Annotated in this window: 7 protein-coding genes and 1 other annotated feature; all 7 genes read left to right on the forward strand. The window is 41.9% G+C overall.

The features are described 5' to 3' along the window. Window positions 1-87 precede the first annotated feature (87 nt). Entirely contained in the window at window positions 88-597 is a 510-nt protein-coding gene (locus AC1TO4_RS01830) for a DivIVA domain-containing protein (protein ID WP_482100372.1), read from the forward strand. Between the two features lie 52 nt (window positions 598-649). Further along, window positions 650-867, forward strand: a binding site (T-box leader). Between the two features lie 157 nt (window positions 868-1,024). After that, window positions 1,025-3,787 carry an isoleucine--tRNA ligase gene (gene ileS, locus AC1TO4_RS01835; RefSeq protein ID WP_482103907.1) on the forward strand — a complete coding sequence of 921 codons (2,763 nt, stop codon included), beginning with the start codon at window positions 1,025-1,027 and terminating at the stop codon, window positions 3,785-3,787. Window positions 3,788-3,924: 137 nt separating this feature from the next. Next, the gene (gene lspA, locus AC1TO4_RS01840) at window positions 3,925-4,398 is read left to right on the forward strand and encodes a signal peptidase II (protein ID WP_482100374.1); all 474 of its coding nucleotides are present in this window, start codon (window positions 3,925-3,927) and stop codon (window positions 4,396-4,398) included. A gap of 2 nt (window positions 4,399-4,400) precedes the next feature. Further along, window positions 4,401-5,327 carry an RluA family pseudouridine synthase gene (locus AC1TO4_RS01845; RefSeq protein WP_482103908.1) on the forward strand — a complete coding sequence of 309 codons (927 nt, stop codon included), beginning with the start codon at window positions 4,401-4,403 and terminating at the stop codon, window positions 5,325-5,327. A gap of 256 nt (window positions 5,328-5,583) precedes the next feature. After that, window positions 5,584-6,126: a bifunctional pyr operon transcriptional regulator/uracil phosphoribosyltransferase PyrR gene (gene pyrR / locus AC1TO4_RS01850; RefSeq protein ID WP_482100376.1), complete on the forward strand. Its 543-nt coding sequence runs from the start codon at window positions 5,584-5,586 to the stop codon at window positions 6,124-6,126. A 67-nt stretch (window positions 6,127-6,193) separates the two neighbouring features. Next, window positions 6,194-7,480 carry a solute carrier family 23 protein gene (locus AC1TO4_RS01855; protein WP_482100377.1) on the forward strand — a complete coding sequence of 429 codons (1,287 nt, stop codon included), beginning with the start codon at window positions 6,194-6,196 and terminating at the stop codon, window positions 7,478-7,480. 171 nt (window positions 7,481-7,651) lie between these two features. Continuing rightward, the gene (locus AC1TO4_RS01860; protein ID WP_482103909.1) at window positions 7,652-8,530 is read left to right on the forward strand and encodes an aspartate carbamoyltransferase catalytic subunit; all 879 of its coding nucleotides are present in this window, start codon (window positions 7,652-7,654) and stop codon (window positions 8,528-8,530) included.

Consider the following 8,530-nt stretch of genomic DNA (forward strand, 5'->3'; position numbering starts at 1 on the left):
TCAGACAATAGTTTAAAAAAAGAACTGTCATCTGATGTTCCAACATGTATAATAGAGAATGAATACGTTAAAAGGGAGATGCTTTAAATGGCTTTATCACCACTTGATATACATAATAAAGAGTTTGCAAGCAAGTTCCGTGGATATAATGAAGATGAGGTAAACGAATTCCTGGAACAAATCATGAAAGACTATGAAAACGTTCTTGCGGAAAACAAAACATTACAAGCCAGTTTACAACAATCAACGGAACAAGTTTCCCACTTTAACACAATTGAACAAACGCTTCATAAGTCAATTCTTATCGCCCAAGAAGCTGCGGAGGATGTACGACGTAACTCAATGAAAGAATCGAAATTGATAATCAAAGAAGCTGAAAAAAATGCGGATCGAATCGTTAATGAAGCACTTTCACGTGCACGTCAGATTTCTGTGGAAGTAGAAGATCTTAAAAAACAATCCAAGGTTTTCCGTGCGCGGTTTAAAATGCTTATTGAAGCGCAACTTGACCTTATCCAGTCAGATGACTGGGATGTTTTGCTAGAATATGAAATCGACGCAGAACGCTTAGAAATGGTTGCTGACCTAGATTCGTAAGTAAACTTGACTTTGGTCTTAATGCACACATATAATTATATGCATATATTTAGAACAGGCGTTGAAGGAGAAAGTACTTTCCGAAATTGTGTACAGCGAGCCGGGGATGGTGGAAGCCCGGTCAACAAATTGGAAATGAAGATCACTCTTGAGCCGGATTATGGAATGATTTACGTAATCCCGGACACACCCCGTTATGGTGTCTGAGTGGTAGCAAATCTGTTTGCTGCAAGTAGGGTGGTAACGCGAGATTAATTCTTCGTCCCTTTTTAGGGGTGGGGATTTTTTTTGTTGCTCGGAAAATCATGAAATTTTTCGCCAAAGGATAATCTACGAAAGTCGTTGGCTAAACTTGGATTCTGGGTACTCTGCGCTTTTTAAATGTGCGAACTGATTACGCTTTTCAATTTTAAAGGAGGAAAACAATATGGAATATAAAGATACACTTCTTATGCCGAAAACAGAGTTCCCAATGCGAGGAAACTTACCTAACAAAGAGCCTTTAATGCAAGAGAAATGGGCAGAGATGGACATCTATAAAAAAGTACAACAACGAACTGAGGGGCGCCCGTTTTTTGTTTTACATGACGGTCCTCCATATGCAAATGGCGATCTCCATATGGGCCATGCTTTGAACAAAGTGTTGAAGGACATGATTGTCCGCCACAAGTCAATGTCAGGATTCCATGCTCCATACGTTCCAGGTTGGGATACACATGGACTACCGATTGAGCAGGCATTAGTTAACAAAGGTGTAAAGAGAAAAGAAATGACTGTAGCTGAATTCCGCAAGATGTGTGAAGAATATGCACTTAGTCAGATTGACAGCCAACGTAGCCAGTTTAAACGGATTGGTGTTAGGGGCGATTGGGATAACCCATATATCACGCTGAAGCCATCATTTGAAGCGCGTCAAATTCAAGTTTTTGGAGAAATGGCGAAAAAAGGTTATATCTATAAAGGACTAAAACCGGTTTACTGGTCTCCTTCGAGTGAATCTGCACTAGCTGAAGCAGAAATCGAATACCAAGACAAGAAATCTCCATCTATTTATGTTAGTTTCCCTGTTAAAGATGGACTTGGTGTGATTGATGAAGATGTTAATTTCTTAATCTGGACGACGACTCCGTGGACGATTCCTGCAAACCTGGGAATTTCTGTCCATCCTGAATTTATATACGTCATTGTTAAAACAGGAGAAGGAAAATTCCTAATCGCTAAAGACTTACTTACATTTGTAGCTGAAGAGCTCGGATGGGAAGATTATGCGGTTGAACGTGAACTAAAAGGTATTGAGCTAGACCGTGTCATTGCCAAACACCCATTGTATGATCGCGACTCACTTATCATGCTCGGTGAACACGTCACAGCTGAAGCTGGTACGGGGTGTGTCCATACAGCACCGGGTCACGGGGAAGATGACTTCTATGTTTCTAAGTCATACGGAATTGATGCGCTTTCACCAATTGATGACCGTGGCGTTATGACGGACGAGGCACCTGGCTTTGAAGGGCTCTTTTATGAAGATGCAAACAAAGCAGTTACTGAAGCGCTCAAAGAAGTGGGCTCACTTCAAAAGTTATCATTTATCACTCACTCGTACCCACATGACTGGCGTACGAAAAAACCGGTAATTTATCGAGCGACTTCACAATGGTTTGCTTCAATTGAATCGTTCCGTTCAGAATTGCTTGACGCAATAAAAAATACGAAATTCACACCATCATGGGGTGAAACGAGACTGTATAATATGGTTCGCGACCGCGGCGACTGGTGTATTTCACGTCAGCGTGTATGGGGAGTACCAATTCCAGTATTTTATGCTGAAAATGGAGAACCAATCATTACGGATGAAACAATTGCCAACGTTTCAGAATTGTTCCGTGAAAACGGGTCTAACATCTGGTTCGAACGCGATGCAAAAGATTTACTTCCAGAAGGTTTCACACATGTTGGAAGTCCAAACGGTCTATTCACAAAAGAGACAGACATCATGGACGTCTGGTTCGATTCAGGCTCGACGCATCAGGGTGTACTTGTAGAACGAGATGATCTTGTCTATCCGGCTGATCTCTATCTTGAAGGATCTGACCAATATCGTGGATGGTTTAATTCATCTCTTACGACGAGTGTTGCGATTAATGGCCATGCGCCTTATAAGGGCGTGCTAAGCCATGGTTTCACACTGGATGGCGAAGGACGTAAAATGAGTAAATCAATCGGTAACGTCATCGTTCCTGCGAAAGTGATGAATCAGCTGGGTGCAGATATTCTTCGTCTATGGGTATCTTCTGTTGACTATACAGCGGACGTCAGAGTGTCGGATTCAAATTTCAAACAAGTTTCTGAAGTATATAGAAAAATTCGTAATACACTCCGTTTCCTTCACGGGAATACATCGGACTTTAATCCGGCAACTGACTCAGTCGCATTTGAAAATCTGCGTACAGTAGACAAATTTGTTTATGTGAAGTTGCAGGATATGATTAAAGAAGTACGTGAAGCATATGATAATTACGAATTTGCAAATGTATATCATGCAGTAAATAACTTCTGTACGGGTGAATTGAGCTCGTTCTACCTTGATATTGCGAAAGATGTTGTATATATCGAAGGTGCAGATCATCCACATCGTCGGGCAATGCAAACAGTAATGTATGAAACCTTGATTTCGCTGTTGAAATTATTGACACCAATTATTCCGCATACGACAGATGAGCTGTGGGCATTTGTTGAACATAAGAAGGAAGAAAGTATTCAGCTTACAGATATGCCTGACGCGAAAGATCTTGGGGAAACAGCACAAGCATTGCGTGAGCGTTTTGTTACCTTGATGCTTGTCCGGGATAATGTTCTGAAGGCGCTTGAAGAAGCGCGGAATGATAAAGTGATCGGGAAGTCGCTTGAAGCGAAAGTAACGGTTGCTGTCCCTGAAAACCTGAAAGATGTATTCGCGGCGGACGATATCGATTTCGCACAATTCTTCATCGTATCGCAATTTGCTGAAGGTGATATTACAAACATGCCTGAAGGTACTTTGAAACTGGATACGGTAAGTGTTCTTGTTGAAAAGGCAGATGGTGAAAAATGTGAACGTTGCTGGACAATTTCCGAAACAATCGGAACTGACGAAACACATCCAACACTATGTACGCGTTGTGCAGAAGTCGTGATAGAGCATTATTCGTAAGACGGGTTAAATTGAAAGCCGCCGCTGCAGTCTTTTTATTAAGCTTGCTGCAGCGGCTTTTTTTAGCGTTGAAACGCGCTCATATAGGTGTCTATGTGGTAAAATAGTACGTAATCTGTCGGACGGGGGTATTTGGATTGTTCATTTATTACGGATTGGCGGCATTGGTCATAGTTTTAGATCAGATTACTAAATGGCTTGTCGTTAAAAATATGGAACTTGGTGAAAAAATCAGTATTGCAGAACCTTATTTGGGGCTTTTATCTCACCGCAACAGGGGAGCGGCATGGGGAATGCTCGAAGGTCAAATGTGGTTATTTTATATTGTCACAGTAGTAGTTGCAGGCGGCATCATTTATTACTTTCATAAAGAAGCGAAAGGTCAACCGCTCTTTGGTATTGGTCTAATGTTTTTGCTTGGCGGGGCAATTGGGAATTTCATTGATCGTCTATGGCGCAAGGAAGTTGTCGATTTCGTCGATGTCATGATTCCGGTTATCAATTATGATTTCCCCATTTTTAACGTGGCGGATGCGGCATTGACAGTCGGCGTGGTTATCATCATCATTCATATAATTATGGATGAAAAAAAGAACAAGAAAAAGGTGTAGGTATGGAAATAATTGAAATCGAAATAACTGAAGAACACAAGGGAAGTCGTATTGACAAAGCGTTGTCGGAAGTCAACCCAGAATGGTCACGTACACAAATTCAAACATGGCTGAAAGATGGCTTTGTTCTTGTAGACGGTACGCAAGTAAAACCAAATTATAAAGTAAAACTAGGGGATACGGTAACGGTGGATGAACCTGAACCGGAAGAACTCGACGTCGTTGCAGAAAACCTCAGTCTTGATATTGTCTATGAAGATAAAGATGTCCTCGTTGTCAACAAACCGCGCGGAATGGTTGTCCATCCGGCGCCGGGTCATCCGTCAGGAACAGTTGTTAATGGACTAATGCATCATTGTACGGATCTCTCAGGTATAAATGGTGTGCTCCGTCCAGGTATTGTCCACAGAATTGATAAGGATACTTCAGGCCTGTTGATGGTCGCAAAAAATGATAAAGCGCACGTATCATTGGTCGACCAGCTTGTTAAACGGACAGTAACGCGTGTATACACTGCACTTGTCCATGGTCATATACCTCATGATAATGGAACGATTGATGCTCCGATTGGCCGTGACCCACGCGAGCGTCAAAGCATGGGGATTATCGATAAAGGAAGACATGCCGTAACGCATTTTAAAGTACTTGAACGATTTGGTGATTTCACATTAGTCGAATGTAAATTGGAAACGGGACGTACGCATCAAATCCGAGTTCATATGAAATACATCGGTTATCCACTCGTCGGAGATCCGAAATACGGACCTAAAAAAACACTTGAGTTTAATGGACAAGTATTGCATGCAGGTACAGTTGGCTTTAAGCACCCTGTAACTGACGAGTATTTGGAGTTTAACAGTCCTCTGCCAGAAGACTTTAAAGAATTAGTTGATAAAGTCAGAAAAAGTGTTGACAAGACAGAAGAGTGAATTGTATACTGAATGAAGCAATTGAATAGCGATACCTTTAACATCAGTCCAGAGAGGCTGGGAAGGTTGCACGGAAGTACAATCAAACTGCTGCGCGCAGTTTCTATGTACATTTATTTCTGCACGTATACCCTCCCGCCGTCCTTGGCTGGGAGGGTTTTTTTATAAAAAAAAGAAACCACTTAACCCTCTTGGCTTCAGGATGGTATTATAATCGACAATCGACAGTGAAAATTGGGAAATGGAGGATGTTCAAATGGCAGAAAAAGCAAATATTCTTGATGAACAAGCAATTGGCAGGGCAGTTACGAGAATTGCTCATGAAATTATCGAACGCAACAAAGGAATTGATGAATGTATTCTTGTCGGCATCAAGACGCGTGGTGCATACCTCGCCAAGAGACTTGCAGAGAAAATCGAGCTTATTGAAGGAAAGCCAATTAAAACGGGTGAACTTGATATTACATTATATCGAGACGATTTAATGCTTAAACATAGCAACAACGAACCTCTCGTGCAGCAAGTCGACATTGAGCATGATGTGACAAATAAGAAAGTGATCCTAGTGGATGACGTCTTATACACGGGCAGAACGGTTCGTGCGGCGATGGACGCAGTTATGGACTTAGGTAGACCAGCGACAATTCAACTTGCAGTACTTGTCGACCGAGGCCATCGTGAATTGCCGATTCGACCCGACTTTGTAGGGAAAAATATCCCTACATCGAACGATGAGCAGGTCGTGGTCAGTGTACAAGAGACCGACGGCAAAGATAGCGTTTCGATTCATTCTAAATAAAAGCGATTGGGAATATCTCCCGAAGACTAGAAAGTAAATAAAGTACATCGTACGGGGGAAAATGACTATGAACGAAAAAGTTTTAGATGTCCATGAAAAACCAGCAACTGCCAGGTGGATTATTCTTAGTTTACAACATATGTTTGCTATGTTTGGAGCGACAATACTAGTTCCTCAACTAGTGGGGTTAAGTCCAGCAATTGCTCTCCTAACAAGCGGGATTGCGACAATCGTTTTCATCATTGTTACACGATTCCAAGTCCCGGCGTACTTAGGCTCATCATTCGCTTTTATCATCCCGATTCAAGTAGCGACCCAAACAGGTGGCATTGGTAGCGCGATGATTGGAAGTATGTTTGTCGCTTTGGTCTACGGTATCATTTCACTGCTAATATGGAAAACAGGCTATGTTTGGATTATGAAAGTTTTACCTCCAATTGTAGTGGCACCAGTCATCATCGTTATAGGACTTGCACTATCATCGACTGCAGTTAGCATGGCAAGTACGATTCAGGTCGGGGATGAAAAGGTATACAACCTGCTTCATTTTTCCGCGGCAATTGTGACACTTGCAGCTGCAATAATCTGCATCATGTTCTTTAAGGGAATTGTTAGTTTGATGCCAATACTTATCGGCATCATAGTAGGATACATTTACTCGGCATTCATCGGGATATTGGATTTTACAGCAGTTTTGGAAGCAAAATGGTTTGAATTTCCAGAAATGCTTATACCCGGAGTAGATTACGAATTCATCATTACGCCCACGCTGTTAGCTCTGATGGTGCCAATTGCAATCGTAACGATATCAGAACATATTGGCCATCAGCTCGTTCTCGGTAGAATTGTTGGAAGAGATTATATAAAAAATCCGGGATTGAATCGCTCCTTACTGGGTGATGGACTGGGAACGCTAATAAGCGGCTTTGTCGGAGGTCCACCAAAGACAACTTACGGTGAAAATATCGGTGTTCTAGCACTGACACGTGTCTACAGTGTATATGTAATTTTAGGAGCAGCAGTTTTCGCAATAGCTTTCTCATTCCTAGGTAAAGTTATGGCGTTAATCGCTACAATTCCTGCAGCAGTACTCGGCGGGGTTTCAATTCTCCTATTCGGAATTATCGCTTCGTCTGGCTTACGCATGCTAGTGGATCATAAAATCGATTTCGGAAATCAGCGAAACTTGGTAATTGCTTCTGTTATTCTCATAATTGGTATTGGAGGAGCATCCGTTAAATTCAATGATACGTTTCAAATTGAAGGAATGGCACTTGCAGCAATTGTAGGTGTACTGCTCAACTTAGTGCTACCAGGCCGAACGAATGATAGCATGGACGATAAAACTAAATAGAAAACCTTTTAACACTGCCCGAGAGTCAGGAAAAGGTTCGTAGACGCCCATCTGAGTGAAGGATGAGGATAGTCATACTTAACGAGCCTTTCCGTTTATCGGGAAGGCTCGTTTTTTAAAAAATCCTGATATAGAGTTTAGTCGCTTACCAATAAAAGGGGGATAAACTGAATGCAACATCTTCTATCCATGAAAGATCTGAGTGAAGCTGAAATCATGACTATCCTTGATCGTGCAGATACATTTAAAAAACTTGGAGCACGGGAATTGCCCGGGAAATACTTTGTCAGTAACTTGTTTTTTGAACCTAGTACGCGGACAAAAATGAGTTTTGAAATGGCCGAACAAAAACTTAACCTTGGAGTACTGCCATTCGAATCAAATTTCTCAAGCACACTAAAAGGTGAAACTCTTTATGACACGGTGAAAACGCTTGAAGCAATCGGTGTGGATGCACTTGTTATCCGTCATCCTGAAGACGGATACTATAAGCAATTGGTTGGCAGAACGAATGTATCCATTATAAATGGCGGAGATGGGGCAGGTCAGCACCCGACGCAGTCATTGTTGGATTTGTTCACAATCAAGGAAGAGTTCGGTTCGTTTAAAGGTCTGAATGTTCTAATTGCAGGGGATATTACACATAGCCGGGTTGCTCGATCCAATGCAGATGCATTGACAAAACTCGGAGCCAATGTGACTTTCCTTTGCCCAGCTAAATGGGCAGGAGAATTTGAGAGCGTTGATTCGTGGGACGAAGTAATTAGTACGAGTGACGTGGTCATGCTTCTGCGTGTTCAGCATGAAAGGCATGGAGTAGGCTCAATCTTTACTGAAGAAAGTTACCATGAACGATATGGTTTGACAGAAGCTCGTGCGAAGATGATGAAGGAAAATGCCATCATCATGCATCCAGGACCTTTCAACAGAGGAGTAGAAATCTCAGAATCACTTATTGAATGCAACCAATCTAGGATCTTTAAACAGATGGAAAATGGTGTTTACATACGTATGGCTGTGTTGGAGATAGTTTTGAAAGGGAGGAATTAA

The sequence above is a fragment of the Sporosarcina sp. Y838 genome (genome assembly GCF_056786515.1).